Raw genomic sequence first — 22,271 nt, forward strand, 5'->3', positions numbered from 1 at the left:
CATGAGCAAGATTGTCGAAGATTTCCGCGCCAAGAGCGACGACGAGCTGCAGACCGAGCTCGGCCAGCTCAAGAAGGAGCAGTTCAACCTGCGCTTCCAGTCCGCCACCGGCCAGATGGAAAAGCCCGCGCGTGTGCGCGAAGTGCGCCGCTCGATCGCGCGCATCAAGACGCTTCAGACCGAGCGTGTGACCAAAGCGTCTGCTGAAAAAAGCGCCTGAGGAAGGATAGAAGAATATGCCCAAGCGCGTACTCACCGGCACGATCGTGTCGGACAAGATGGACAAGACGGTCGTCGTGCTCGTCGAGCGGAAGGTCAAGCACCCGCTCTACGGCAAGATTATCCGCCGTTCGAAGAAATACTCCGCCCATGACGAGGACAACAAGTTCCGCACGGGCGAGGTGGTTCGGATCGAGGAGACCAAGCCGATCTCCAAGAACAAGACCTGGCGCGTGCTCGAGCAGGTCGGTGGCCGCGCGGAAGCCGATGCGCCGGCCGCGGTGAACGAAGTGGTCGAGCCGGCGGAAGCCTGAGTTCGATCGACAGATAATCAGGAACTACCGGGCCCGTCCCGGCAAGCCAGGAAGAAGGAAGCGGATCCATGATCCAGATGCAATCCACTCTAGACGTCGCGGACAACAGCGGCGCCAAGCGCGTCCAGTGCATCAAGGTGCTGGGTGGGTCGAAGCGCCGTACCGCGAGCGTCGGCGACATCATCGTGGTGTCGGTGAAGGAAGCCGCCCCGCGCGGCCGCGTGAAGAAGGGCGACGTTCATCGCGCCGTCATCGTGCGCACCCGCAAGGATGTGCGCCGTTCCGACGGTTCGGTGATCCGCTTCGACGGCAATGCCGCGGTGCTGGTCAACAACAACCAGGAGCCGATCGGTACGCGTATCTTCGGCCCGGTGGTTCGCGAACTGCGCGCCAAGCGCCACATGAAGATCATCTCGCTGGCTCCGGAGGTACTCTGACCATGGGAATGGCCAAGATCAAGAAGGGCGACAAGGTCGTGGTGCTGGCGGGCAAGGACAAGGGCCGGACGGGCGAGGTGACGCAGGTCATGCCCAAGGACGGCAAGCTGCTCGTCGACGGCATCAACGTTCATGCCAAGCACCGCAAGCCGACGCAGGAGAACCCGCAGGGCGGCATCGACCGCAAGCCGGCGCCCCTGCACATGTCGAACGTGGCGCTCGCCGACCCCAAGGACGGCAAGCCGACCCGCGTTCGTTTCGAGGAAAAGGACGGCAAGCGCGTTCGCGTCGCCGTGAAATCCGGGGAGACTATCGATGGCTGATTATACGCCGCGCCTCCGCACGCAATATGACGAGGAAATCGTCAAGGCGCTGACCGAGAAGTTCGGTTACGCCAACCGTTTCGCCGTGCCCAAGATCGAGAAGATCACGATCAACATGGGCGTCGGCGAGGGTTCGCAGGACAAGAAGAAGGTCCAGAGCGCGCTCGAGGAAATGCAGTTGATCGCCGGCCAGAAGCCGGTCATCACCATGGCGAAGAAGTCGATCGCGCAGTTCAAGCTGCGCGAGGGCATGCCGATCGGTGTGAAGGTCACCCTACGCCGCGAGCGCATGTACGAATTTCTCGATCGGCTGATCACGGTCGCGATGCCCCGTGTACGGGATTTTCGCGGCCTGAACCCGAAGAGCTTCGATGGCCGCGGCAATTTCGCCATGGGTCTGAAGGAGCAGATCGTGTTCCCCGAGATCAGCTACGACCAGATCGACCAGGTGCGCGGAATGGACGTGATCGTGACGACGTCGGCGCAGACCGACGACGAAGCGCGCGAGATGCTGAAACTGTTCGGCTTCCCGTTCCCGCAGGATGAAGAGCAGAAAGAAGCTGCGTAGCTAAACCATCGTCATTCCAGCGGAAGCTGGAATCCAGGGCGGCCAAGAACCGCCGTAACGACGGAGATCCCAGCTTTCGCTGGGATGACGAATCGAAGGAAGAAAGAGAGCTTAAGTCCCATGGCGAAACTGAGTTCCATCAACAAGAACGAGCGGCGCAAGCGCATGGTGAAGAAATTCGCCGGCCAGTATGCGAAGCTCAAGGCGCAGGCGAACGACAAGTCGCTCGACGATGGCGAGCGTCTGATCGCGCGTCTCAAGATGGCGGAAATTCCGCGCAACGGGAATCCTACCCGCGTGCGCAACCGCTGCGAGACGACCGGCCGTCCCCGCGCCTATTACCGCAAGTTCCGGCTCTGCCGCATTCAGCTGCGCGATCTGGCCAACAAGGGCCTGATCCCCGGCGTGACCAAGTCGAGCTGGTAAGGAATAGATCATGGCAATGACCGATCCCCTGGGCGATATGCTCACCCGTATCCGCAACGGCCAGCAAGCGAAGATGGACAGCGTGATCTCGCCGTCCTCCAAGCTGCGCCAGCGGGTGCTCGACGTGCTCCAGCGCGAAGGCTATATCCGCGGCTACACGGCCGAAAATATCGGCCGTCGCAGCCAGCACGAAGGCATTCGCATCGAGCTGAAATATTTCGAGGGACAGCCCGCGATCCAGCATGTCGCGCGCGTCTCCAAGCCCGGCCGCCGCGTTTATTCCGGCAGCCAGGAACTGCCGCGGGTCCGCAATGGCCTGGGCATCACCATCGTCTCGACGCCCAAGGGCGTTCTGTCCGACGCGGAAGCGCGCGAACAGAATGTCGGCGGCGAGGTTCTCGCGGAGGTATTCTGATGAGCCGCATCGGTAAGAAACCGGTCGCACTGCCTTCGGGCGTGACGGCGAAGATGGACAGCGGTGTCCTTTCGGTCAAAGGGCCGAAGGGCGAGCTTTCCATGCCGACGCTCGACGAGGTGAAATATGACCTCAACGACAATGAAGTCGCGCTCACGCCTAATAACCAGACCAAGCGCGCGCGCTCCTTCTGGGGCATGCAGCGCACGCAGGTGCAGAACCTGGTCGATGGCGTGACCGAGGGCTTCTCCAAGGTGCTCGAGATCAACGGCGTCGGCTACCGCGCGAACGTGCAGGGCAAGACCCTGAAGCTGCAGCTCGGCTTCAGCCATGACGTCGATTTCGCCATCCCCGACGGCATCGATATCAAGACGCCGGATCAGACCACGGTCGAGATTTCCGGCATCGACAAACAGCAGGTCGGGCAGGTTGCCGCCGAAATCCGCCGCTGGCGCAAGCCGGAGCCTTACAAGGGCAAGGGCGTGAAATATCGCGGCGAGTATATCTTTCGCAAAGAAGGCAAGAAGAAGTAAGCCATGGCCAAAATGTCTCTTTTCGAACGCCGCCGGGCCCGGGTCCGTGCAAAGCTGCGCAAGCAGGGGCTTACCCGTCCGCGTCTCACCATCCATCGCACCGGCCAACATATCTATGCGCAGGTCATCGACGACAAGGAAGGCAAGACGCTTGCCGCCGCCTCGTCGCTAGACAAGGGCGCCAACGGCAAGAACGCCGCGACCTCCGAAGGCGCCGCCGAAGTCGGCAAGCGCGTGGCCGAGGCGGCTAAGAAGGCCGGCGTGACCGACGTCGTGTTCGATCGCGGCGGCTTTCTCTTTCATGGCCGGGTCAAGGCGCTGGCGGATGCCGCGCGCGAAGGCGGACTGGAGTTTTAATGATGGCTGACGAACAACCCAACGAAGGCGCTGCCAAGCCGGGTACGACCGGCGAGGGCAACCAGCCCGAGGCGATCCTCGACCCCAAGGCGAGCCAGCAGACGATCGAGAACACCCGCAACGATACCGGGCGCCAGGGCGCGCGCGGTCGTGGTCCCGGACGGGGCGGCGGTGGTGGCGGTCGCGACAATCGCGGCGGTGGCCGTGGCGGCCGCGACAACAATCGCGGTGGACGCGGCGGTCGTAACGACGACGGCGGCGAGGAGCTGATCGAGAAGCTCGTCCACATCAACCGCGTTTCGAAGACGGTGAAGGGCGGCAAGCGCTTCGGCTTCGCCGCGCTGGTGGTGGTCGGCGACGGCCAGGGCCGTGTCGGCTTCGGCCACGGCAAGGCGCGCGAAGTGCCGGAAGCCATCAACAAGGCGACCGCGGCGGCCAAGAAGGCCATGGTCCGCGTGCCGCTGAAGGATGGCCGCACGCTGCACCATGACGGCGTTGGGCGTTTCGGCGCGGGCAAGGTGAAAATCCGCACGGCACCCGCCGGAACCGGCATCATCGCCGGTGGCCCGATGCGCGCCATCTTCGAAAGCTTGGGCGTGGCCGATGTGGTGACCAAGTCGGTCGGCACTTCCAACCCCTATAATATGATCCGGGCAACCTTCGAGGCGCTGACCGATCAGACCAGTCCGAAGTCCGTGGCCGCACGCCGGGGCAAGAAGATCGTCGATCTGCTGGGTCGCGGCGGTCACGATCAGCAGACGGCCGAGGCGGAAGCCGCGGCGGTTGTGGAGTAAACGACATGGCCAAGAATGAAAAAACCATGATCAAGATCAAGCAGACGGCATCGCCGATCCGCCGCCCCAAGGACCAGCGCAAGACGCTGGCCGGGCTGGGCCTCGGCAAGATCGGCCGCGTGGTCGAGCTGCAGGACACTCCCGAAATCCGCGGCATGATTGCCAAGCTCCCGCACATGGTGCAGGTTGTCGAGGATTGAATTCTTAAGCCCTTCCCGCTTGCGGGAGGGGTTTGGGGTGGGCTTGGCATAGCTTTACGCTTCGCGTAACGCCCACCCCCGGCCCCTCCCGCAAACGGGAGGGGAAGTTTATTTCCAGCGCGAACAAAGCGAAAGCGAGTGCAGACTTATGAAACTTAATGACATCCGTGACAATGACGGTGCCCGCAAATCCAAGATGCGCGTGGGCCGTGGTATCGGTTCCGGCAAGGGCAAGACCTCGGGCCGCGGCCAGAAGGGCCAGAAGAGTCGCTCGGGCGTCGCCATCAAAGGCTTCGAAGGCGGCCAGATGCCGCTCCACATGCGCCTCCCGAAGCGCGGCTTCAACAACCCGTTCGGCAAGGATTATGCCGAGGTGAACCTAGGCATGATCCAGAAGTTCATCGACGCCGGCAAGATCGACATTGGGCAGGACCTCGATCACGCGGCACTGAAAGCCGCCGGCCTGGCGCGTGGCGGCAAGGACGGCGTCCGTCTGCTGGGCAAGGGTGAACTCACGGCCAAGGCCAAGTTCATCGTCGCCGGTGCATCCAAGGGTGCGATCGAGGCGGTCGAAAAGGCCGGCGGTTCGGTGCAGATCATCGAGAAAAAGGTCGATGCCGATGCCGAGGCCAAGAAGCAGAAGAGCGCCGATAAGAAGGCCGCCAAGGCGAAGAAGTAAGATTTGAGCCGCCCGCCCCGGGTGTGCCGCCGATTGCGATCAAGGCTCCTTTGCGGGGCATCGCATGGTGGGCACCGACGGGGCGGGCGGTTTTCTTTTTTTTGCGAGGGCGGCGGCGGCGGACCGAAACCCTCCCTTGTCAGCCGGGCTCTCGGGCCCGATATAGGCGCCTTGCGAATGGTCCGTACCCGCGCCGGGAGTCGCGGCGGCGGACATATCGGGCGGGAACGTAAGAGGTAATCGCACATGGCTTCCAGAGCCGAACAAATGGCCGCCAACATCAGCCTGTCCAAATTCGGAAAGGCCACCGAGCTCAAGCAGCGCCTGTGGTTCACGCTGGGCGCGCTGATCGTCTTCCGTCTGCTGAGCTTCGTGCCTTTACCGGGAATCGATCCGGTGGCCCTCGCCGCGCTCTACGCGAACAATGCGCAGGGCGGCGTGCTCGACATTTTCAACACATTCTCCGGCGGTTCGCTGCAGCGTATGAGCCTCATCGCGCTGGGTGTGATGCCGTACATCACCGCCTCGATCGTGGTGCAGCTGGCCGCGGCGCTTTCGCCCACGCTCGCGGCGATCAAGAAGGAAGGCGAGGCGGGGCGCAAGAAGCTCAATCAATATACCCGTTACGGCACGGTGTTCCTCACCGCGATGCAGGGCTATTTCCTCGCCTCCGGTCTGGAGACGCTGGCGGCGTCGTCGGGCCTGCAGGCGGTGGTCGAACCCGGCCTGATGTTCCGCATCGTCGCGGTGATCAGCCTGGTCGGCGGCACCATGTTCCTGATGTGGCTGGGCGAGCAGATCACCAGCCGCGGCATCGGCAACGGCATTTCGCTGATCATCATGGCCGGCATCATCGCGCAGATCCCGAAGCTGATCGGCCAGCTGATGGCCGGTCTTGCCGAGGGGAGCCTGGGCACGGGCATCGTGCTGATGTTCGTGGGCATGTTCGTGGTGCTGATCCTGCTGATCTGCTTCATGGAGCGTGGGCAGCGGCGCGTCTTGATCCAGTATCCCAAGCGCGCGACGCAGCGCGGAATGATGCAGGCCGATCGCAGCCATCTGCCGCTGAAGGTCAACACGGCGGGCGTGATCCCGCCGATCTTCGCCAGCTCGCTGCTTTTGATGCCGGTGACGATCTCCAACTTCGCGGGCCGCAATCTGAGCCCCGACACGGCGTTCGGCAACGTTATCATCACCATCAACCAATATCTGGCTCATGGCCAGCCGCTCTATCTGCTGCTGTATGGCGCGGGGATCGTGTTCTTCTGCTTCTTCTACACCGCCGTCGTCTTCAACCCGGAGGAAACGGCCGACAACCTCAAGAAGCAGGGCGGGTTCATCCCGGGCATCCGCCCCGGCAAGAACACGCAGGATTATCTGGATTATGTGCTGACGCGCATCACCGTGCTCGGTTCGGCCTATCTCGCGCTGGTCTGCCTGCTGCCCGAATATGTGATCGGCGCAACCGGCCAGACGCAGTTCTTCGTGATCGGCGGCACCAGCCTGCTCATCGTCGTGAACGTGACCATCGACACGGTCAGCCAGATCCAGAGCCATCTGATCGCCCATCAATATGGCGATCTGATCAAAAAGGCGAAGTTGAAGGGCGGACGTTCGCGTCTATAAGACGCCGCGCGGAGTCGGCCCGTCGGCCGCCGCCGTGACGATCAGGAACGTGCCGGGACGGGGATAGCTTATGGACATCATTCTCTTGGGCCCTCCGGGAGCCGGCAAGGGCACGCAGGCACAGCGGATCGAGGCGAACCATGCGATGGTCCAGCTGTCGACCGGCGACATGCTGCGCGCAGCGGTCAAATCCGGCAGCGATCTCGGCAAGCAGGTCCAGGCCGTGATGGACGCGGGCGAGCTTGTGTCGGACGATCTGGTCTCCGCCCTGATCAATGATCGGCTCGACCAGCTGGGTCCTGATGCGGGTGCGATCTTCGACGGCTATCCGCGCACCGAGGCGCAGGCCCGTTCGCTCGACGACCTGCTCGCGCAGCGCGGCCGCCAGCTCGATCACGTGATCGAGCTGCAAGTGGACGAGGACGCACTGGTCGATCGCATCACCGGGCGCTTCACCTGCGCGCGTTGTGGCGAGGGCTATCACGACCGCTACAAGCTGCCGCAGGTCGAAAACACCTGCGACGAATGCGGCGGCCACGAATTCAAGCGCCGTCCCGACGATAACGAGCAGACGGTGCGCACCCGCATGGCCGAATATCGCGCCAAGACCGCTCCGATTCTGCCGATCTACGACCAGCGCGGCATCGTCAGCCGGATCGATGGCATGGGATCGATGGACGCAGTGCAGGCCGAGATCGAGCGCATCCTGAGAGACTGAGCCGATCGGAATAGTCCAAGATCAATCCATGTCATCGCCGGTGCAATGCCCATGCGAGTTCCTGCAGCAGCGGACTGAACGGTAAGAGGAGGAATGGCGCGCCCTGCAGGATTCGAACCTGCGGCCTCAAGATTAGAAGTCTCGTGCTCTATCCAGCTGAGCTAAGGGCGCGCATCCGGGGGCACGAACTATCCGCTTTGCGCGGGGTTTGAAAGAGCGGTAATAGCCGGCGCAATGGATTACGGGCACCCCCTTCCGCGCGCGGCTCTGACCCGAGGTCAGGCGATAATCCCGACGAGCCCCTCGAACAAGCCGCGTCCGCCGGTGCCGCCATGCACCGGATCGATCGCGCGTTCGGGATGCGGCATCATCCCGAGCACATTGCCGCCCTCGCCGAGGATACCCGCGATCGCGCGGGCCGAGCCATTGACGTTGTCGCTGTAGCGAAACGCCACGCGGCCTTCGCCTTCCAGCCGGTCCAGGGTCGCGTCGTCGGCGAAGTAATTGCCGTCATGATGGGCCACGGGAATTGTGATGCTGGCGCGCTTATCATAGCCGCGAGTGAGGGGCGTATCGGTATTCTCCACCGTCAGCAGCGCGTCGCGGCAGACGAAATCGATGCCGCTGTTGCGCATCAGCGCGCCGGGCAGAAGGCCCACTTCGGTCAATATCTGGAAGCCGTTGCACACGCCGAGCACGGGCACGCCGTACCCCGCCGCCGCGACCACCGCCTGCATGACCGGCGAACGCGCGGCCATCGCGCCCGATCTCAGATAGTCGCCGTAGGAAAAGCCGCCGGGGACCGCGATGAGATCGAGCCCGTCCGGCAGCGCGTTTTCGCCATGCCAGACCAGCGATACGTCCGCGCCGCAGATGTCGCGGATCGCCACCACCATGTCGCGGTCGCAATTCGATCCGGGGAACTGGATCACCGCGGCCTTCACTGGATGTCGATCCGGTAATTCTCGATCACGGTGTTGGCGAGCAGCTTGCGGCACATCGCGTCGATATCCGCCTCGCTGGTGCCATCGGCCAGTTCGAGCTCGATCATGCGGCCCGCGCGGACATCCTCTACGCTGTCGAAACCGAGCCCGGCCAGCGCATGGTGGATCGCCTTGCCCTGCGGATCGAGCACGCCGGGCTTTAGGGTGACGAAGATACGCGCTTTCATGTGGCCGCCTTTTGCGGTGAGAGATTCGCCGCTTCCCTACAGAGGGTGGGGGCGGGAAGGCAAGGGGGCGCGGGCGATGGGAAGCGATCCTTCCCCGTCAAGGAGGATAGAGGAGCGCCTCATTTGCTGTAACTTATTAGCTCGTGCCCCGGCCTTCGCCGGGGCACAACATGCATTCGCCGGTATCTTACTTCGCTGCCGCCGCACCTTTCGCGTCCAGCTTGTCGCTGACGATGCGGATCGGCAGCTTCTTGTCGGCGGTGAGATAGGTCTGCGCGAACGTCTGGATGTCGGCAGGCGTCACCGCTTCCACCGTGGCCAGCTGCTGGCGCACTCGGTCGAGCCGGTCGGCCTCGCTCTGGGCCTGCGAAGCGACGCCCAGCCAGAAGCCGTTTTCGCGGCGTGACTTGGCGATCGCCTCGATCACCGGCGCGCGCGCGCGCAGCAGCAGATCGTCGTCGATCGGCGATGCGCGCAGCGTGGCGAGCACCTCGTCGATCGCATCCTGCGCCTCGTCGAGCCGATCGGGCGCCAGCGTGGCGCCGACGCTGAACGTGCCGTAACCGTCGAACACGTCCGACATGTCCGAACCGACCTGCGCGCCGTAGGTGGCGCCGAGCTCCTCGCGCAGCTTGTCGCGCATCAGGATGTCGACCGCCCGCGCGGTCACGCTGGCGACGATCTCGCGCGTGTAATCGCTGTCGTCGGTGGTCTTCCAGTAGTCGAGCAGCATCGCCTGATCGGCCGGGCCGTCATGGGTTAGCGTGACCGGCGAAAGATCCTGCGCGAACCGCACCTGCCGCGCCGCCCCGAAATCGGGCGCATCGAGCGCGCGCTCGGGCAGCGCGCCGAAGCTGGCTGCAACCGCCTCGATCGCGGCGTCCTCGTCGACGTCGCCGACGATGGCGATCTCGATCGGCGCATTCGCGGCGAGCGGTTCGATCACCGCCTTCGCCTCGGCCAGATTGCTTTCGAGCAGCGGCGCCTGGCCGGTCACGCCGAAGCGGCTGTCGCGGTTGGCGACATAATAAGGCGCGATCAGCCCGGCCACGCCCTGCGGCTGCGAAATGATCTGCGACCAGAAGACGGGCACGGCATTCTGCCACTGCGTATCCGCCTCGGGCCGGTATCCCGCCTTGGTCAGATAGGCGGCCGAAAGCTTCATCTGCAGCCCCAGATCGGCGGGCGTGGTCGCGCCGGAGGAAACCAGCGCATCGCTATCGACCTGCAGCCCCATATTGACGTTGCGGCCGGCCAGGATTTCCTGAAGATCGGTCGCGCTGTGCGCCTCGAGCCCGCCGAGCGGCCACATGTTGGAAACGAACACCGGAAGCCCGCTTTCGTCCTTCGGAAAGGCGAGCTGGCCGCCCGCGACGCGGACATTATAGCGCACGCGTCCCTGCTCGAAATCGGTCTTCTTGATGTTGAGCCGGACATTGTTGGCGAAGCGGATTTCGCGAATGCCGAGATCGTCGACCCGCATGTCCGAAACGACCTTGCCCGGCGTGCCCCAGTCGTCATAGGCGAAGGCGGCCGCTGCGGCCTGATCGGGCGCGGTCACTTCGGCCTGCTTGGCCGCCTGATAGACGTCCAGCACCGCCTCTTCGTCCCTGGTCAGCGGCTGCTTGCTGGTGACGCGCACCAGATCGGCGCTGCCATCCCACATGTCGTTGAACCGCGCGTTGACCGCCTCCAGCGTGAGCTGGGGCTTGACCGCTTCGAACATGGCGAGACGATAGGCAGGCGTGGTCACGAAGCTGTCGTCGTCGAGCGTCGAGAGGATGCCGTTCACCAGCCCTTCGCTGCGCCGGGTGTCGGCCTGCTGCGCGGCGGTCTTGAACTGGGTCTCCAGATTGGCGAGCTGCACGTCGAGCTCGGCGTGGGTGAAGCCATATTGCTCGGCGCGGCGGACCTCCTGCTCGGCGGTGGTGAGCGCGCTCGCCCATTCGCCGTCCTTGGCGGTCAGCGCGATGGTGGTGCCGAGCGCGGCGTCGCGCAGGTCGTTCTGGCCCATGCCGCCGCCCACGATCACGCTGTCGGGTGCGGACGCGATGCGCTCGATGCGCCGGTTGAACGCGCCGACCGCGAGCGTATCGAGCAGATCCCGGGTGCGCTCGGCCCTGGTATCGGCGGGATTCTCCCACGCGCGGAAACTGCTGATCGAGGCGGTATAGGGCACGTCCGGATCGACGAAGGTTTCCACCTCGGTCGGCCGGCCCAGATCGACCGAACCGAAGTTCAGCGGAGTGCCGGCGGCGCCCACGCCCTTCCAGTCGCCGAAGCGCTGGGTGATTTCCTTTTCCATCGCCGCGACGTCGATATCGCCGACCACCACCAGCGTGGCGTTCTCGGGCCGGTAATAGCGATGATAGAGCGCTTTCAGCCGGCCGGCAGGAGCATTGGTCAGCACGTCGGTGGTGCCGATCGGCAGGCGGCCGGCATAGGGGGCATCGGGCGCCACGAAGCCGAGCTGGTCCTTGATATTGCGCAGGCCCACGCTGTCGCGCGCGCGCATCTCGCCCAGCACCACGCCGCGCTCGCGGTCGACCGCGCCGGGATCGAACAGCAGGTTGCCGGCCACCTCGCGCATCAGCATCATCGCGATATCGACGGTCTTTTCGTCGGTCTTGGGCAGATCGAGCTTGTAGACGGTCTGTTCGAAACCGGTCGAGGCATTGGTGTCCGCGCCGAATGCCAGGCCGTTGCGTTCCAGGATCGAGACCATGTCGCCTTCGGGCACGTTCGTGGAGCCGTTGAACGCCATATGCTCGATGAAATGGGCCAAGCCCTGTTCCTCGTCGGTCTCGGCGATCGATCCGAAATCGAAATGCATGCGGATCGAGGCGCTGTCCTTGGGCGTCTCATTATGCTCGATCGCGTATTTCATCCCGTTGGGCAGGACGCCGTAAGTGATCGACGGGTCGGGCGTGACGTCGGTGAGCGCGATGCCCCAGCCATTGACCGCGCCGGCGGGCACGGCGGCGGCTTCAGCGGCGGGCGCCTCGACTGTGGGCGCAGCGGTCTGGGCGGCCACCGGTGCGGTGGCGGCGAGCAGCAGCGGAAGGATCGCGCCCGAGCGGAGCAGGCGCGACTTGAACGTGACTGGCGAAATCATGTGACTGCAAACCTTATTCGAATGATGGAAATTCGCGGTCGATCTTATGGTCGGGACGTGCTGAATTCAAGCCGAATGCCGTTCCTGTTCGACCAACGCTAACATGGTTTCGACCAAGGCGCGCGCGATCAGTTTTGCGTCTTCTTGCGGTGCTTGGCCATGTCGAGCACGGTGTTGCCGCCCTCTTCGGGCAGCAGGCCCAGGCGGCGCGCGACCTCCTGATAGGCCTCGACCTCGCCGCCCAGATCGCGGCGGAAGCGATCCTTGTCGAGCTTTTCGCCGGTCTCGATGTCCCACAGGCGGCAGCCGTCCGGGCTGATCTCGTCGGCCAGGATGATGCGGCTGTAGTCGCCGTCCCAGAGCCGTCCGAACTCCAGCTTGAAGTCGACTAGCTTGATGCCGATGCCGGCGAACATGCCGCTCATGAAATCATTGATGCGGATGGCGAGGCCCGAAATGTCGCGCATTTCCTCGTCCGACGCCCAGTTGAAACAGGCGATATGCTCCTCGGCGATCAGTGGATCGCCCAGCGCGTCGTCCTTGTAGCAATATTCCAGCAGCGTGTGCGGCAACGGCGTGCCTTCCTCGATGCCGAGGCGCTTGGACAGCGATCCGGCCGCGACATTGCGCACGATCACCTCGATCGGCACGATCTCGACCTGCCGCACCAGTTGCTCGCGCATGTTGAGGCGGCGGATGAAATGGGTGGGGATGCCGATATGGCCGAGCTGCGTCATGACATGCTCGGACACGCGGTTGTTGATCACGCCCTTGCCGTTGATCGTGCCCTTTTTCTGGGCGTTGAACGCGGTCGCGTCGTCCTTGAAATACTGGATGATTGTGCCCGGCTCCGGACCCTCGTAGAGGATCTTGGCCTTGCCTTCGTAGATCTTGCGGCGACGGGACATGGGCGGCTCCGGTTGAAACAAGCGCGCCCCGAATCCGAACGGACCGGGGCGTGCGCAAGAGTATAGCGACGCGGAGGGGCGCGCGCAATTGGAGTGGTGGGGTGGGGTTGCCTTGACAAAAGAACGTCATCCCGGACTTGATCCGGTATCCAGGGCCCAGCGGAAGTGCCATATCGCCCTGAATTCCGGGTCAAGCCCGGAATGACGACGTTTTGTGGAAGCGGATTACGTCACCCTTCCTCGCTCCGCGAACCGCGGTTGCTTGTACCGTCCGCTGTCCAGTATTTCCGCCATGATCGCCACCGCACGCGCCACGTCCTCATAGCCGAGATAGAGCGGCGTCAGGCCGAAGCGGATGATGTCGGGCGCGCGGAAATCGCCGATCACGCCCGCGGCAATCAGCGCCTGGCATAGCTCATAGGCATGGTCGAAACGGAAGCTGATATGGCTGCCGCGTGCACCCGGATCGGACGGCGAGATACATGATAGCTCTTCGCAATGCTGCGCGGCAAGTGTCTCGAACAAAGCGAAAAGCTTGATCGATTTTTCCCACACGTCGGCCATGTCGACGCCGTCGAAACTGGCGATCCCGCCCTCCAGCGCATCCATCGACAGCATCGGCGGGGTGCCCGCCTGAAACCGCGCGATGCCCGGTGCCGGCTCATACCTGTCCTCGAACGCGAAGGGTCGGGCATGGCCGAACCAGCCGCGTAGGGGACTTAGGAGTCGGTCCTGCAACGCTTCGGCGACGTAGAGGAAGGCCGGGGCGCCGGGTCCGCCGTTCAGATATTTGTAGCCGCAGCCGACCGCCAACTCGGCCCCGCAGCCGTTGAGGTCGAGCGGCACCGCGCCGACCGAATGGCTGAGATCCCAGACGATCCGCGCGCCCGCAGCTTGCGCCTTGGCGGTCAGGGCCGCCATGTCGAACCGCTCGGCGGTCTTGTAATGGACATGGGTGAGGAGCGCGACATTGGTGTCCGCGCCGATCGCACCGGCCAGCGCGCCCCGCTCGACCACGTCGAGCCGCATGTCCGCCAGCAGCTCCGCCGCGCCCGAGGCGATGTGCAGATCGGTGTGGAAATTGCCCGCTTCGGAGAGCATTTGCGTGCGCTCGGGTGAAAGCCGGCAAGCGGCCACCAGCAGCTTGAAGATATTGACGGAAACGGAGTCCGCGACCAGCACCTCGTGCGGCTTCGCGCCGATCAAGCGCGCAATTTTCGCCCCGATCCGCGCGGGCGCGTCGATCCAGTCGGCATCGTTCCAGCTGCGGATCAGTCCGTCGCCCCATTGGCGCGTGGTCATGTCGCGCTGCCGCTCGATCGTGGCGCGGGGCAGGGGGCCGAGCGAATTGCCGTCGAGATAGATGATGCCGTCCGGCAGCTGGAAACGGTTACGGAAGGGGGCGAGCGGGTCGGCCGCGTCGAGCGCGCGGGCGTGGGTGAGGTCGATGGTCATATTGCGCGCTTAAACAAAGATTGCGCTCCTGCGAAGGCAGGAGCCCATCACCGAACCTCACCTGATGGGCTCCTGCCTTCGCAGGAGCACGATGGTTTTGAATAAAGCTATTGCGGGTTGCGCCCCAGTTTCTTTTCGATCTCCTCGACCGCCGCGGCCCAGGCCGCCGTCTCCGGCGCGATCAGCTCGACATGGCCGCTATCGGGAATGAAGCGCACACGGACATCGTCGCCCTTGGCCTTCATGTCGGCTTCGTACGCCCGCGCATAATCGGTGGGGATGATAGGATCGCTGAGCCCGTTGATCAGCACCTGTGGCACGCGCAGCGGCCCGAGTTCGGGCACCGACGTATCGCCATAATGGCCGCTGCCGGAAATTTTATCCACGACCTCGGTGCCGCAGCCGCTGCCCGGCGGGGTCGCGGCAAGCTTCAGGTCGGGCAGGCCGCCCTGGCTGATAATGAAATCGGGTTTGACCGGATCGGCGACCCGCAGCGGCGAATCCTCGGGCAAATTCTGCTGCCCTCCCAGCCACAGCGCCAGATGCCCGCCGGCCGAATGACCGATCGCGATCAACGGATCGATATCGAGCTTCAGCCGCGCGGCATTGTCCCGCAGCGCCTTGGCGGCGTTCGCCACGTCCAGATAGGTGCCCGGATAACCGCCGCCATCCCGGTCCACGCCGCGATAGTCGATATTCCACACCGCGATCCCGCGCTCGCGCAGATCGTCGGCGATCCAGGCCATCAGCGTGCGGTCGGCGATGTCGGTCTGCCAGCATCCGCCGTGGATCATCAGCACCGCGGGCCACGGGCCGTCTCCCGCCGGCCGCCACAGATCGGCGACCTGCAGGAAATCGCTGCCATAGGAGATCGTTTCGTCAGGCACCGGACGCTCGCGGCTGGTGAGATCGTCCCAATACATCAACTGCGGTTCGGCTTCGGCGGTTGCCCGGCTGGCTTCGGGCGCCGGACTGGCGATGGGGGTGCAGGCGGTCATGGCGAAGCTCGCGGCGGCGATGAGGAGGATGGTGCGCATGGCCCAGATCAACCGGTCAGGCCCGCCAGAAACGCCATCGCCGCCGTGCGGTTCCTGGCCGCGCCGTCCGGGTTCTTCGCCGCGATCAGCGTGGACGATCCGTGAACGCCCGCTTCCGGCACATATTGCTGATTGCCGTCGCCCTTCGCCGCGGACAGGATCGACCGCGCGGCATCCACTTCCTCCCGGTCCGGTGCGGAGGTGACGAACAGCGGAATTTTCAGGCTCGCCGCGGCGCGCTTCACCGCCTGCTTGTCGGTGAGATATTCGCCGGGTGAAAACGCCAGCAGCGCGGCGACCTCCCCCGGATGTTTCGCCGCGAGCAGGAACACTAGCGCGGCCGAATAGCTGCTGCCCCAGACGATCACCGGCTCGCCCTTGGTCCGTCCCCAGGCCAGCGCGGCCTCCAGATCGGGCAGCGCGGCGACATAATCCTCCGTGCTCGATCCAATGCCCTGCACCGTGGCGTTGGACGCGCCGAACATGTCGCCGCCCGAGCGCTGATCGATCGCCAGCGCGTTATATCCGGCCTTGGCGAGAGTCGGCGCGATGGTAGCATATTCCGCCTTGTTCGATCCCGCCTGATGGAACAGCAGGATCGTCGCCTTGGCCTCGTCCGCCGGATAATAGAGACCGTGGACGGTTACCCCGTCGGCGGCGGTCAGCGTCACCGGCTGCGCCTCGCCCGGCGTCGCCGCCGCCTCTTCGGGCACGCCGCTAGCGGGCGTCGCATTGGCGTCCGCACCGACCGGCCCGCCGGACGATCCGCAGGCGGCGAGCAATAGAGGGAGAGCGAACAGGGCGGTCAGGGTCTTCGTCATCGGGCGGTCCTTCGGTCGGGATGGGGTCGTTCACAGAAGGAACGCGCGGGCACATGGGAAAGGTTCGTCTGCACGCGCGCTTACCCTTAGACCTCGATCAGCGCCAGCATCCTCAACCGTGGGTATCCAGAGCTTGACTGTGGCGGCGCTTCTAAGATAGGCTTTCTGGATTTATAGTACATGGCGACCTTGCTTTTGGTTCTTTTGCTTATCACATAGGGGCTGAAGCAAACTTATCAGCTTATTCGCTAATAAAACTTGCTAAAAAAATTTGTAGGAGTTTATTGACCGATGTCGTTAATCAATCGCGCGATTCTTCGTTCACGCAAGACTGCTAATCGATACATTGCGAGCCGTTTTTATAAAACCTTTGGAGCGAAATACGCCAAAGATGGATTGGTGACAAAGCACGGCGCGGAATTTGCGTATGAGCCTCGGTTCGTAAATGCCTATAACAATGCCAAACGGATTGGAGCTTGGCATGGAGCCGATATAGAATGGCGTGCACATGTTATCGCTTGGGCAGCAGAAATGGGCAGCAAACTTGATGGTGATTTCGTGGAATGCGGTGTTGATTTCGGAGGAACCGCTATGGTTGCGCTGCAATTTTCTGGAATCGCGAATACGGAACGGAAATTTTATTTACTGGACACATTCGAGGGACTCGATGATCGTTTAATCAACGAAGCCGAAAGAGCGCGTGGTTTGAAATCAGGCACTTATCCAAAAAGTTTTGACAAAGTAAAAAGCAGTTTTGCGCCGTTTAAAAATGTTGAGATTATACAAGGTGCCGTTCCGGATACCTTGATGCAAGTGAAAGCGAAAAAGGTTGCCTTTTTATCTATCGATATGAACTGCGTGGCACCTGAGATCGCTGCTGGCGATTTCTTTTGGCCTAAGATGGTGCCCGGTGCGCCAATAATACTTGATGATTACGGCTTTTCAAAGCATGAAGAGCAGCGCAAAGCGTGGGACGCCTTTGCCGATGCGCGAGGCCTGACCGTTCTATCACTACCTACCGGACAGGGAATGTTGATGAAACCTAGCGCCTGAAGTCGCTTTAACTCACGGGGACTATCCAAACGCATTCTGCATTTATCCTGTCCTACACGCCCCTGATCGGTTATAAGCACACTCGCTCTTTCCCACCGTCGATCCCCCCGATTCGCTCGCTCTGCGCGCCGCCTCTCACGCGCGTTCGCCGGGGAAGCGACAGGCACCCCCCGTGTCGCGCCCTTTGCGAACTTCCGCGCCGTTTTCGTGGCTCCGCACTTTCCCGCCCTGGACTGTGTGAAGCAGTGTGAAGCTGGCCCCCGCGAGCACCCCCGCGGTTTCTCCCTCTGGACAGTGTGAAGCGTGTGAAGCTGGCGCTTGCCGCCCGCGCGCCGCACCCGCTTTCCACAGCTTTCGCGCGCCGCCGTCTGTCCCTTACGCGCCGCCGCTGCTATCCGGCGCGGCCATGAGCGACGATACCACCCTGGATACGCCCGAAACCCCCAAGGACGAGTTCGACCAGATCGTCGACAGCCCGTTCGATGCCGCGCTGTCCGAGCGCTATCTGGTCTATGCCATGTCGACGATCACCGCGCGCTCGCTGCCCGATCTGCGCGATGGCCTGAAGCCTGTTCACAGGCGTCTTCTCTGGGCGATGCGGCTGCTGCGGCTCGATCCGGCGCAGGGGTACAAGAAATGCGCGCGCGTGGTCGGCGACGTCATCGGCAAATACCATCCGCATGGCGATCAGTCGGTGTACGACGCGATGGTGCGGCTCGCGCAGACCTTTTCGCTGCGCTACCCGCTGGTCGACGGGCAAGGCAATTTCGGCAATATCGACGGCGATAACGCCGCGGCCTATCGCTACACCGAAGCCAGGCTGACCAAGACGGCCATGCAGCTGATGGCCGGGCTGAACGAGAACGGCACCGATTTTCGGCCCACCTACAACGGCGAGGACGAAGAGCCCGAGGTGATGCCGGGGCTGTTCCCCAACCTGCTGGCGAACGGCGCGGCCGGCATCGCGGTGGGCATGGCCACCTCGATCCCGTCGCACAACGTGCATGAGGTGCTCGACGCCGCGACGCTGCTGATCGAGCAGCCGGACGCTTCGCACGAGCAGCTGATGGCGATCGTGCGCGGCCCGGACTTCGCGACCGGCGGCGTGCTGGTCGACAGCGCGGACAGCATCGCGCTGGCGTACGAGACCGGGCGTGGCTCGTTCCGGGTGCGCGCGCGGTTCGAGATCGAGTGGCTGGAGCGCGGCGCGTGGCAGGCGGTGATCACCGAGATCCCCTATCAGGTGCAGAAGGGCAAGCTGATCGAGGGCATCGCGAACCTGATCGGCGACCGCAAGCTGCCGATCCTGGCCGATGTGCGCGACGAGAGCGACGAGGCGATCCGCATCGTGCTGGAGCCCAAGAACCGCACCGTCGACGCGCATCAGCTGATGAACGCGTTGTTCCGGATGAGCGATTTGGAGAGCCGCTTCTCGCTCAACATGAACGTGCTCGATGCCGCGCACACGCCGATGGTGATGGGGCTGGGCGAGGTGCTCAGGCACTGGCTCGCCCACCAAATCGAAGTGCTGCTGCGCCGCTCGCGCCACCGGCTGGAGGCGATCGACGCGCGGCTGGAGCTGCTCGAAGGCTATATCATCGCCTTCCTCAACCTCGACCGGGTGATCGCCATCATCCGCGCCGAGGACGAGCCCAAGCCGGTGCTGATGGAGGAGTTCCAGCTTACCGACCGGCAGGCCGAGGCGATCCTCAACATGCGGCTGCGGAGTTTGCGCAAGCTGGAGGAAATGGAGCTGAAGCGCGAGCGCGACAAGCTGGCCGCCGAGCGCGAGGGGTTGGTGAAGCTGATCGACAGCCCGGCGCGCCAGCGCACGCGACTCAAGAAGGACATCGCCGAACTGCGCAAGGACTATGCGGAAGACACCGCGCTGGGCGCGCGCCGCACCGGGCTGGAGGAGGCTGCGGCCACGATCGAGGTGCCGCTGGAGGCGATGATCGAGCGCGAGCCGGTGACGGTGATCGTGTCCAAACGCGGCTGGATCCGCGCGATGAAGGGGCATGGCAACGACGTGTCCGGCGTCAAGTTCAAGGAAGGCGATGAGCTCGAAGGCCATTTCGAGGCTCAGACCACCGACAAGCTGCTCGTCGCCACCGCGTCCGGGCGCTTCTACACGCTGGGCGCGGACAGACTGCCCGGCGCGCGCGGGTTCGGCGAGCCGATCGGATCGATGGTCGACATCGACGGCGGCAACGCAATCGTGCGGGTGCTGGCGGCACGCAAGGGCGGACGGCTGCTGCTGGCGGCATCGGGTGGGCGCGGCTTCGTGGCGCCGATGGACGATCTGATCGCCGAGACGCGCAAGGGACGTCAGGTGGTGAACCCCAAGGGCCAGGCGGTGCTCAAGGTGGTACGCGAGGTGGGCGCGGGGGACGACCATGTCGCGGCGGTCGGCGACAACCGCAAGCTCGTCGTGTTCGCGCTGGCCGACATGCCGGAGATGACGCGCGGACAGGGCGTGATGCTGCAGCGCTACAAGGATGGCGGATTGAGCGACGCGATCACGTTCCGGCTGGAGGATGGCCTCAGCTGGCCGATGGGCGGCGAGACCGGACGCACGCGCACCGAGATCGACCTGTTGCCGTGGCGCGTTGCGCGCGGCGCGGCGGGGCGGCTGCCGCCCAATGGGTTCCCCAAGGACAACTGCTTCGATTGAGGCGGGGCTAGAGCTGTTCGGCCACCAGCGCGTCGAGCCGGTCTGCGCCGGGGAAGTCTTCTTCTACCCAGCGTGCCTGGATGGCGTGCAGCTTGCGGCCGACCTCCGGGCCGGGCGCCAGCCCGCGCGCGATCAGGTCGCCGCCCTTGAGCGGGAAGCGCGGTGGGGTCCAGCCGGTCACCGCGGCCAGGGCAGCCTCCAGCGCATTGTCATCGGCGTAAAGCAGAAGGGCATCGCGCGCCACCTCGATCCCGTGCGCATAGGCGGCATGGCGCGGGCGTAGGATGGCCTTGCACAGGATGCGGTCGCGCATCGCCTCGCGCTGCTTGCGCGACAGCTTGAGCCGCGCAGCCACATCGACGGCGACCGTCGTCTCGGCTGGCAGCAGCGCGAGCAGGCGGCGCAGCGCGTAGGGCGGGGTATCGTGCGCCTGTTCGCGGTCAATCAGGCGGTCCAGCAGGTCAGCGCTCGTCACTTCGGGCAGGATCGGCGCGAAGATGGCGCCGTCCAGCATGGCGCGCACCGCGAAGCGCGGATCGGCCAGCGCGAGCAGCTTGAGCAGCTCATCGGCAACGCGCTCGCGCGACAGCCCCTTGAGGCTGTTCGCCGCCGCCTTGCATGCGCCGTAAGCCTCCGTATCCAATTCGCTGCGCCCGAACCGTGCGAGAAAGCGGAAATAGCGCAGGATGCGCAGATGATCCTCCGCGATGCGCGCCGCCGGATCGCCGATGAAGCGCAGCCGCTGCGCCGCCAGATCGTCGAGCCCGCCGAAATAGTCGGTGATCGCGCCGGTCTCGGGATCGGCGTAGAGCGCGTTGATCGTGAAGTCCCGCCGCGCCGCATCTTCGCGCCAGTCGTCCGAGAAGGAGACGGTGGCGCGGCGCCCGTCGGTCGAGACGTCGCGGCGCAAGGTGGTGACCTCGAAAGGGCGTCCCTCGGCAACGGCGGTGACGGTACCGTGGTCGACGCCGGTCGGCACCGCTTTCAGCCCCGCCGCCTTCAGCCGCCGCATCACGTCTTCGGGGCGCAGCGGCGTGGCCAGATCGACATCGACCACCGCGCGGCCAAGCAGGCTGTCGCGCACCGCGCCGCCGACGATGCGCGGGCGGTTCGCGCCATTGCTTAGCGCGGCGACGACGGCATGCAGCGCCGGATCGCGCCGCCAGTCGGCATCTGGCAGCGTCACTGGTCCCATGTGAGCCTGCGCGACAGATTGGCGATGATCCCGGCGGTGACGCCCCAGATGCGGCGGCCGTGCCAGTCCATGTCGTAATAGGTCCGGCTTGCCCCGCGCCAGACGCCGGTCTTGCGCTCCGCATTGCCGCGATCGAGCAGCCAGGCGAGCGGTACCTCGAACCAGTCGGCAACCTCGTCGGGGCAGGGGGTGAGATCGAGATCGGGCGGCACCAGCGCGATGACGGGCACGATGCGAAAGCCGCTGCCCGACAGATAGGGCTCGGCGGTGCCGATCACCTCGACCTGCGCCGGCGGAATGGCGAGCTCTTCCTCGGCTTCGCGCAACGCCGCGCTCACGGCGTTATGCTCGTCCTCGGGCTCCAGCTTGCCGCCCGGAAACGCGACCTGTCCGGCATGGCTGCGCAGCCATTCGGGCCGCTGCGTCAGGATGACGCCGGGCGCAGCGCGCCGCGTGATCGGCACCAGCACCGCGGCTTCACGGTAGCCGCCTTCGGGCGCGCCGAAATCGGCCTCGTCCTCATGCGGGGCATCGGCGGCCAGCGCTCGGGCAAGCTGGGCGGCGAGGCTCATGCCGATGGACCCAGCGCGAAATATGCGCCGCCGCTCCAGACGCCGAGGCGCTCGGGATCGGCGGCCAGCGCGATCTCGGCGAGTTCGTAATAGACCGGACGGGCGATGCGCGCCTCGAGCCCGCGCCGGACATGCAGATAGAGCCGGGGTTCGTCTTCGCTGCCGCCGAAGCGGAGTGGGTGGTCCGGCCCGGCGATCACGATGTCGTCGGTGTTCAGGCGAAAGCTGAGCGTCGCCGTCTCGCCGCCGCCTTCCACGCGCAGCTCCACCGCCTGGAACGGCGCTTCCTCCACCGTGATCCATTGCTTCTCATAGGGCAGAACGAGGGCGAAGCGCCCGTCCGGCTCCTTGCGCAACAGGCGTGAAAAGGCGCGGACCATGGCCGGGCGGCCGATCGGCGCGCCATCATGATACCAGCCCCCCTCGCTGTCGATCCGCATCAGGCTGTCCGACGCGGCGTCCGGATGCCAGTCCTGCACCGGCGGCAGATCGCGGCCTTCGGCGAGCCGGGCGATGGCGTCGGGGCTCAGGCTGGCAAGATCGGGCGCATCATAGGGCATGGCTGGTCAGATAGAGCGCGAGATGCGGCTTGCCAATGCGCCGCCGCTGGCGGACAAGCTGCGCGTGAAACCGGAGCGATGCCAAGGGCGTTGAAACTTCG

The 22,271-nt window shown here is 64.5% G+C and carries 26 protein-coding genes and 1 tRNA gene; 16 read left to right on the plus strand and 11 right to left on the minus strand.

The genetic code is table 11. The features are described 5' to 3' along the window. Nucleotide 1: 1 nt before the first annotated feature. The 14 genes from rpmC (at nucleotide 2) to ACOQPC_RS05980 (ending at nucleotide 7,609) form a co-directional block, all read left to right on the plus strand. Nucleotides 2-220 carry a 50S ribosomal protein L29 gene (gene rpmC / locus ACOQPC_RS05915; RefSeq protein WP_420607715.1) on the plus strand — a complete coding sequence of 73 codons (219 nt, stop codon included), beginning with the start codon at nucleotides 2-4 and terminating at the stop codon, nucleotides 218-220. 16 nt (nucleotides 221-236) lie between these two features. Next, nucleotides 237-533, plus strand: a complete 297-nt coding sequence (gene rpsQ / locus ACOQPC_RS05920; RefSeq protein ID WP_420607716.1) for a 30S ribosomal protein S17 — start codon at nucleotides 237-239, stop codon at nucleotides 531-533. A gap of 68 nt (nucleotides 534-601) precedes the next feature. Beyond that, the gene (rplN, locus tag ACOQPC_RS05925; protein ID WP_420607717.1) at nucleotides 602-970 is read left to right on the plus strand and encodes a 50S ribosomal protein L14; all 369 of its coding nucleotides are present in this window, start codon (nucleotides 602-604) and stop codon (nucleotides 968-970) included. A 2-nt stretch (nucleotides 971-972) separates the two neighbouring features. After that, entirely contained in the window at nucleotides 973-1,293 is a 321-nt protein-coding gene (gene rplX / locus ACOQPC_RS05930) for a 50S ribosomal protein L24 (protein ID WP_420607718.1), read from the plus strand. Beyond that, complete coding sequence (rplE, locus tag ACOQPC_RS05935) at nucleotides 1,286-1,861, plus strand: 50S ribosomal protein L5 (protein WP_420607719.1); 576 nt, start codon at nucleotides 1,286-1,288, stop codon at nucleotides 1,859-1,861. Before rplX ends, rplE begins: the two co-directional genes overlap by 8 nt. A gap of 120 nt (nucleotides 1,862-1,981) precedes the next feature. After that, nucleotides 1,982-2,287, plus strand: coding sequence for a 30S ribosomal protein S14 (gene rpsN / locus ACOQPC_RS05940; protein ID WP_420607720.1), 306 nt, complete (start codon nucleotides 1,982-1,984; stop codon nucleotides 2,285-2,287). A gap of 10 nt (nucleotides 2,288-2,297) precedes the next feature. Next, nucleotides 2,298-2,702: a 30S ribosomal protein S8 gene (gene rpsH, locus ACOQPC_RS05945; protein ID WP_420607721.1), complete on the plus strand. Its 405-nt coding sequence runs from the start codon at nucleotides 2,298-2,300 to the stop codon at nucleotides 2,700-2,702. Then, complete coding sequence (rplF, locus tag ACOQPC_RS05950) at nucleotides 2,702-3,235, plus strand: 50S ribosomal protein L6 (protein WP_420607722.1); 534 nt, start codon at nucleotides 2,702-2,704, stop codon at nucleotides 3,233-3,235. The genes rpsH and rplF overlap by 1 nt, the downstream gene beginning before the upstream one ends. A gap of 3 nt (nucleotides 3,236-3,238) precedes the next feature. Then, on the plus strand, nucleotides 3,239-3,592 hold the full coding sequence (gene rplR, locus ACOQPC_RS05955; RefSeq protein ID WP_420607723.1) for a 50S ribosomal protein L18: 354 nt from the start codon (nucleotides 3,239-3,241) through the stop codon (nucleotides 3,590-3,592). Next, nucleotides 3,592-4,386 (plus strand): 30S ribosomal protein S5, encoded by a 795-nt coding sequence (rpsE, locus tag ACOQPC_RS05960; RefSeq protein ID WP_420607724.1) that lies wholly within the window; start codon nucleotides 3,592-3,594, stop codon nucleotides 4,384-4,386. Before rplR ends, rpsE begins: the two co-directional genes overlap by 1 nt. Before the next feature lie 5 nt (nucleotides 4,387-4,391). Continuing rightward, complete coding sequence (gene rpmD, locus ACOQPC_RS05965) at nucleotides 4,392-4,586, plus strand: 50S ribosomal protein L30 (RefSeq protein ID WP_420607725.1); 195 nt, start codon at nucleotides 4,392-4,394, stop codon at nucleotides 4,584-4,586. 148 nt (nucleotides 4,587-4,734) lie between these two features. Next, a complete protein-coding gene (gene rplO / locus ACOQPC_RS05970) occupies nucleotides 4,735-5,265 on the plus strand; it encodes a 50S ribosomal protein L15 (protein ID WP_420607726.1) in 531 nt (176 codons plus the stop codon). Nucleotides 5,266-5,511: 246 nt separating this feature from the next. Then, nucleotides 5,512-6,891 (plus strand): preprotein translocase subunit SecY, encoded by a 1,380-nt coding sequence (secY, locus tag ACOQPC_RS05975; protein ID WP_420607727.1) that lies wholly within the window; start codon nucleotides 5,512-5,514, stop codon nucleotides 6,889-6,891. A gap of 70 nt (nucleotides 6,892-6,961) precedes the next feature. Continuing rightward, a complete protein-coding gene (locus ACOQPC_RS05980; RefSeq protein WP_420607728.1) occupies nucleotides 6,962-7,609 on the plus strand; it encodes an adenylate kinase in 648 nt (215 codons plus the stop codon). 94 nt (nucleotides 7,610-7,703) lie between these two features. Here ACOQPC_RS05980 and ACOQPC_RS05985 read toward each other — a convergent pair. From ACOQPC_RS05985 to ACOQPC_RS06020, 8 genes are all read right to left on the minus strand, one after another. Next, nucleotides 7,704-7,780 (minus strand) — tRNA-Arg (locus tag ACOQPC_RS05985). A gap of 107 nt (nucleotides 7,781-7,887) precedes the next feature. Beyond that, entirely contained in the window at nucleotides 7,888-8,553 is a 666-nt protein-coding gene (gene purQ, locus ACOQPC_RS05990; protein ID WP_420607729.1) for a phosphoribosylformylglycinamidine synthase subunit PurQ, read from the minus strand. Continuing rightward, nucleotides 8,550-8,780, minus strand: coding sequence for a phosphoribosylformylglycinamidine synthase subunit PurS (gene purS / locus ACOQPC_RS05995; protein WP_420607730.1), 231 nt, complete (start codon nucleotides 8,778-8,780; stop codon nucleotides 8,550-8,552). Before purS ends, purQ begins: the two co-directional genes overlap by 4 nt. A gap of 187 nt (nucleotides 8,781-8,967) precedes the next feature. Beyond that, complete coding sequence (locus ACOQPC_RS06000; RefSeq protein ID WP_420607731.1) at nucleotides 8,968-11,895, minus strand: M16 family metallopeptidase; 2,928 nt, start codon at nucleotides 11,893-11,895, stop codon at nucleotides 8,968-8,970. A 128-nt stretch (nucleotides 11,896-12,023) separates the two neighbouring features. Beyond that, nucleotides 12,024-12,803, minus strand: coding sequence for a phosphoribosylaminoimidazolesuccinocarboxamide synthase (gene purC / locus ACOQPC_RS06005; protein WP_420607732.1), 780 nt, complete (start codon nucleotides 12,801-12,803; stop codon nucleotides 12,024-12,026). Nucleotides 12,804-13,028: 225 nt separating this feature from the next. Then, nucleotides 13,029-14,258, minus strand: coding sequence for a kynureninase (gene kynU / locus ACOQPC_RS06010; protein WP_420607733.1), 1,230 nt, complete (start codon nucleotides 14,256-14,258; stop codon nucleotides 13,029-13,031). Nucleotides 14,259-14,365: 107 nt separating this feature from the next. After that, on the minus strand, nucleotides 14,366-15,295 hold the full coding sequence (locus ACOQPC_RS06015; protein ID WP_420607734.1) for an alpha/beta hydrolase: 930 nt from the start codon (nucleotides 15,293-15,295) through the stop codon (nucleotides 14,366-14,368). Between the two features lie 8 nt (nucleotides 15,296-15,303). After that, nucleotides 15,304-16,116: an alpha/beta hydrolase gene (locus ACOQPC_RS06020; protein ID WP_420607735.1), complete on the minus strand. Its 813-nt coding sequence runs from the start codon at nucleotides 16,114-16,116 to the stop codon at nucleotides 15,304-15,306. A 291-nt stretch (nucleotides 16,117-16,407) separates the two neighbouring features. Here ACOQPC_RS06020 and ACOQPC_RS06025 point away from each other — a divergent pair, with 291 nt between their 5' ends. Both ACOQPC_RS06025 and parC read left to right on the plus strand, forming a co-directional pair. Beyond that, nucleotides 16,408-17,169, plus strand: a complete 762-nt coding sequence (locus ACOQPC_RS06025; protein ID WP_420607736.1) for a TylF/MycF/NovP-related O-methyltransferase — start codon at nucleotides 16,408-16,410, stop codon at nucleotides 17,167-17,169. Nucleotides 17,170-17,575: 406 nt separating this feature from the next. Then, nucleotides 17,576-19,843 (plus strand): DNA topoisomerase IV subunit A, encoded by a 2,268-nt coding sequence (gene parC, locus ACOQPC_RS06030; protein WP_420607737.1) that lies wholly within the window; start codon nucleotides 17,576-17,578, stop codon nucleotides 19,841-19,843. 7 nt (nucleotides 19,844-19,850) lie between these two features. Here the strand turns inward: parC and ACOQPC_RS06035 are convergent, their stop codons facing one another. The 3 genes from ACOQPC_RS06035 to ACOQPC_RS06045 are packed head-to-tail and all read right to left on the minus strand — an operon-like array spanning nucleotide 19,851 to nucleotide 22,170. After that, on the minus strand, nucleotides 19,851-21,038 hold the full coding sequence (locus ACOQPC_RS06035) for a CCA tRNA nucleotidyltransferase (protein ID WP_420607738.1): 1,188 nt from the start codon (nucleotides 21,036-21,038) through the stop codon (nucleotides 19,851-19,853). After that, the gene (locus ACOQPC_RS06040) at nucleotides 21,026-21,610 is read right to left on the minus strand and encodes a CoA pyrophosphatase (protein ID WP_420607739.1); all 585 of its coding nucleotides are present in this window, start codon (nucleotides 21,608-21,610) and stop codon (nucleotides 21,026-21,028) included. Before ACOQPC_RS06040 ends, ACOQPC_RS06035 begins: the two co-directional genes overlap by 13 nt. After that, entirely contained in the window at nucleotides 21,607-22,170 is a 564-nt protein-coding gene (locus tag ACOQPC_RS06045; protein WP_420607740.1) for a DUF1285 domain-containing protein, read from the minus strand. The genes ACOQPC_RS06040 and ACOQPC_RS06045 overlap by 4 nt, the downstream gene beginning before the upstream one ends. Between the last annotated feature and the right edge of the window lie 101 nt (nucleotides 22,171-22,271).

This window comes from Novosphingopyxis sp. (assembly GCF_965218915.1).
In the GTDB taxonomy this organism is placed as follows: Bacteria; Pseudomonadota; Alphaproteobacteria; order Sphingomonadales; family Sphingomonadaceae; genus Novosphingopyxis.

Excerpts from the sequence above, each read along its gene's own strand:
- rpmC (WP_420607715.1), top strand. The coding sequence starts at position 2 with ATGAGCAAGATTGTCGAAGATTTCCGCGCCAAGAGCGACGACGAGCTG.
- rpsQ (WP_420607716.1), top strand. The coding sequence starts at position 237 with ATGCCCAAGCGCGTACTCACCGGCACGATCGTGTCGGACAAGATGGAC.
- rplN (WP_420607717.1), top strand. The coding sequence starts at position 602 with ATGATCCAGATGCAATCCACTCTAGACGTCGCGGACAACAGCGGCGCC.
- rplX (WP_420607718.1), top strand. The coding sequence starts at position 973 with ATGGGAATGGCCAAGATCAAGAAGGGCGACAAGGTCGTGGTGCTGGCG.
- rplE (WP_420607719.1), top strand. The coding sequence starts at position 1,286 with ATGGCTGATTATACGCCGCGCCTCCGCACGCAATATGACGAGGAAATC.
- rpsN (WP_420607720.1), top strand. The coding sequence starts at position 1,982 with ATGGCGAAACTGAGTTCCATCAACAAGAACGAGCGGCGCAAGCGCATG.
- rpsH (WP_420607721.1), top strand. The coding sequence starts at position 2,298 with ATGGCAATGACCGATCCCCTGGGCGATATGCTCACCCGTATCCGCAAC.
- rplF (WP_420607722.1), top strand. The coding sequence starts at position 2,702 with ATGAGCCGCATCGGTAAGAAACCGGTCGCACTGCCTTCGGGCGTGACG.
- rplR (WP_420607723.1), top strand. The coding sequence starts at position 3,239 with ATGGCCAAAATGTCTCTTTTCGAACGCCGCCGGGCCCGGGTCCGTGCA.
- rpsE (WP_420607724.1), top strand. The coding sequence starts at position 3,592 with ATGATGGCTGACGAACAACCCAACGAAGGCGCTGCCAAGCCGGGTACG.
- rpmD (WP_420607725.1), top strand. The coding sequence starts at position 4,392 with ATGGCCAAGAATGAAAAAACCATGATCAAGATCAAGCAGACGGCATCG.
- rplO (WP_420607726.1), top strand. The coding sequence starts at position 4,735 with ATGAAACTTAATGACATCCGTGACAATGACGGTGCCCGCAAATCCAAG.
- secY (WP_420607727.1), top strand. The coding sequence starts at position 5,512 with ATGGCTTCCAGAGCCGAACAAATGGCCGCCAACATCAGCCTGTCCAAA.
- ACOQPC_RS05980 (WP_420607728.1), top strand. The coding sequence starts at position 6,962 with ATGGACATCATTCTCTTGGGCCCTCCGGGAGCCGGCAAGGGCACGCAG.
- purS (WP_420607730.1), bottom strand. The coding sequence starts at position 8,780 with ATGAAAGCGCGTATCTTCGTCACCCTAAAGCCCGGCGTGCTCGATCCG.
- ACOQPC_RS06000 (WP_420607731.1), bottom strand. The coding sequence starts at position 11,895 with ATGATTTCGCCAGTCACGTTCAAGTCGCGCCTGCTCCGCTCGGGCGCG.
- purC (WP_420607732.1), bottom strand. The coding sequence starts at position 12,803 with ATGTCCCGTCGCCGCAAGATCTACGAAGGCAAGGCCAAGATCCTCTAC.
- kynU (WP_420607733.1), bottom strand. The coding sequence starts at position 14,258 with ATGACCATCGACCTCACCCACGCCCGCGCGCTCGACGCGGCCGACCCG.
- ACOQPC_RS06015 (WP_420607734.1), bottom strand. The coding sequence starts at position 15,295 with ATGCGCACCATCCTCCTCATCGCCGCCGCGAGCTTCGCCATGACCGCC.
- ACOQPC_RS06020 (WP_420607735.1), bottom strand. The coding sequence starts at position 16,116 with ATGACGAAGACCCTGACCGCCCTGTTCGCTCTCCCTCTATTGCTCGCC.
- ACOQPC_RS06025 (WP_420607736.1), top strand. The coding sequence starts at position 16,408 with ATGTCGTTAATCAATCGCGCGATTCTTCGTTCACGCAAGACTGCTAAT.
- parC (WP_420607737.1), top strand. The coding sequence starts at position 17,576 with ATGAGCGACGATACCACCCTGGATACGCCCGAAACCCCCAAGGACGAG.
- ACOQPC_RS06035 (WP_420607738.1), bottom strand. The coding sequence starts at position 21,038 with ATGGGACCAGTGACGCTGCCAGATGCCGACTGGCGGCGCGATCCGGCG.
- ACOQPC_RS06040 (WP_420607739.1), bottom strand. The coding sequence starts at position 21,610 with ATGAGCCTCGCCGCCCAGCTTGCCCGAGCGCTGGCCGCCGATGCCCCG.
- ACOQPC_RS06045 (WP_420607740.1), bottom strand. The coding sequence starts at position 22,170 with ATGCCCTATGATGCGCCCGATCTTGCCAGCCTGAGCCCCGACGCCATC.